Annotated in this window: 1 pseudogene; it reads left to right on the top strand. The window is 67.7% G+C overall.

Annotated features, from left to right (window positions below):
* A pseudogene (locus tag KVT44_RS57550) lies at positions 1-229 on the top strand (sugar ABC transporter permease); the annotation flags it as partial.

Raw genomic sequence — 229 nt, 5'->3', positions numbered from 1 at the left:
CCCAATTTCGCCGGCCTCGACAACTCCCGGGAGGCCCTCAAGGACGCCCTGGTGTGGAACTCCGTGTGGCCCAGGCTCCAGTTCACCCTGTACGTCGTCCCGTGCATCGTCCTCGTGGCCCTGCTGATGGCGCTGATCGCCCACCACACCGTGCACTTCAAGTGCCTGGGGCGGTGGTGGTTCTTCGCGCCGTTCCTGCTGCCCTCGGCCGCCATCGGCTCCCTGTGGG

It is taken from the genome of Streptomyces sp. GbtcB7 (assembly GCF_019091445.1).
In the GTDB taxonomy this organism is placed as follows: Bacteria; Actinomycetota; Actinomycetes; order Streptomycetales; family Streptomycetaceae; genus Streptomyces; species Streptomyces mirabilis.
Note: the sequence above shows the minus strand (reverse complement) of the source record. Positions and strands in the feature narration are given on the sequence as shown.